Genomic DNA, 1855 nt, shown 5'->3' with positions numbered 1-1855 from the left:
AGGCTTCTGCCCCAGAACAGGAAAGCGGAGCCGAGAGGTCTCGACTCCGCTCTACCGCATTCGGGCTGCAATCTGCTTCCTCTGCCTGAGTCTCCGAACTTCGCTCCTACCTCATTTCCAAAGTTCGGGATGACTCATGTCTTCGCTTTTCACGGCGGGGGGAGGCGGAGCGTGAAGGCGCTCCCGGAGCCGGGGGCGCTCTCCACCCGGACCTCCCACCCCAGGAGCATGGCGAGGCGCCGGGTGATCCCCAGCCCCAGCCCGACCCCGTCCGCGCGGCGGGTGAGCGGCTCCTCCGCCTGCCAGAAGGGCTCCCAGATGCGCTCCAGGTGCTCGGGCTGGATCCCCACCCCCGTGTCGCGCACCGTGACCTCGGCGGATCCGTCCGACCCGCGCCGGGCGGTGAGGCGCACCTCGCCGCGCTCCGTGAACTTGACGGCGTTGGAGAGGAGGTTCTGCACCACCTGGCGCGCCTTGACGGCGTCCACCTCCCGGATCCAGGCGCCCGGCGGGAGCTCCACGGCAAAGGCGAGCCCCTTCTCTGTCGCGGCGGCCTCCGCGGGGGCCGCCGCGTCGCGGAGGAGGGCCGCCAATTCCGTCGGCTCGGCGCGCACCTCCTCTCGGCCGGCCTCCATGCGGGTGAAGGCCAGCACCTGGTCGATCATCGCCCCCAGCCGGCGCGCGGCGTCGCGGATCCGCCCCAGGTGGCGGTGCTGGGCGTCGGGCAGGGGCCCGACGTCGCCGTCGTAGAGGAGGTCCGCGTAGCCGGTGATCACGTTGAGCGGGGTCCGCAGCTCGTGGCTCATCACCGCCAGGAAGTCGGACTTGGCGCGGCTGGCGGCCTCGGCCCCGGCGCGGGCGGCCTGCTCACTGCGCAGCAGCACCTCGCGCTCCGCCTCGGCCCGATTGCGCCCGGTGACGTCCTGCGCGATGGCGTACACGCCCAGGATCTCCCCCTCCACCACGATGGGGAACACCGTGGCGCTCGCCTCCACCCGCCGTCCGTCGCGGTGCCGGAGCGCCACCTCCAGCGGCTGCGGCTCCCCCGCGGCGGCGCGCCGGAAGCACGCGCGGGCGCGCCCCCGGTCCCCGCGCGCCAGCAGGTCGGTGAAGCCGGCGCGGAGCAGCTCCGCCTCCGGGTGGCCGCACATGGCCTCGGCGGCGGGGTTGGCGCTGCACAGCCGCCCCTCCAGGTCGAACGAGCAGACCGCGGCGGGGTTGTACTGGAAGAGCGAGCGGAGGCGCTGCCGGCTCTCCTCGTACTCCTGCGCCACCCGCTTGCGGTCGGTGAGGTCGCGGGTGATCTGCCCGATCCCCAGGAGCCGGCCGTGCTCGTCCACGACCGCGGTGAGCACCACCGAGGCCCACAGCCGCGAGCCGTCGCGGCGGATCCGCCAGGCCAGGCTCTCGTGGCGCCCGTCGCGCAGCGCCGCGTCCAGCTCCCGGCGGGGGACCCCCTGCAGCGCGTCCCCCGGGGGGTAGAAGACGGAGGCGTGCACCCCCAGGATCTCGCCCTCGCCGTATCCCAGGATCCGCTCGGCGCCCTCGTTCCAGCTCGCCACCCGCCCCTCCGGGTCGAGCATGATGATGGCGTAGTCGGTGACGTTCTCCACGAGCAGGCGGTACAGCTCCGCCGTCCCGGGGGCGGGGGGCGGGAGCGGCCTGGGGAACGGGAGGATCCCGGACATGGCGCGGAGATGGAGGGGGAGGAGGAGGCGGGACGCGGCGCGTGCCGCCCGGGTCGAGGCGACCCCGGGAAGAGCCCGGGATGGAAGGACCGGGCCGGACCGCGCCCGGGACCCCGTGCCCCCGCCAAGTCGGTGCCGGGCAGGGCGTTGCGCGCCCGGCCGGGGAG

General features: G+C 74.6%; 1 protein-coding gene. It reads right to left on the bottom strand.

Annotation, left to right across the window (positions count from 1 at the left end):
• Window positions 1-149: 149 nt before the first annotated feature.
• Window positions 150-1688 (bottom strand): PAS domain-containing sensor histidine kinase, encoded by a 1539-nt coding sequence (locus tag VGR37_16030; GenBank protein HEV2148915.1) that lies wholly within the window; start codon window positions 1686-1688, stop codon window positions 150-152.
• Window positions 1689-1855: the final 167 nt, after the last annotated feature.

Source organism: Longimicrobiaceae bacterium, from assembly GCA_035936415.1.
Classification (GTDB): domain Bacteria; phylum Gemmatimonadota; class Gemmatimonadetes; order Longimicrobiales; family Longimicrobiaceae; genus JAFAYN01.
Note: the sequence above shows the minus strand (reverse complement) of the source record. Positions and strands in the feature narration are given on the sequence as shown.

Excerpts from the sequence above, each read along its gene's own strand:
- VGR37_16030 (HEV2148915.1), bottom strand. The coding sequence starts at position 1,688 with ATGTCCGGGATCCTCCCGTTCCCCAGGCCGCTCCCGCCCCCCGCCCCC.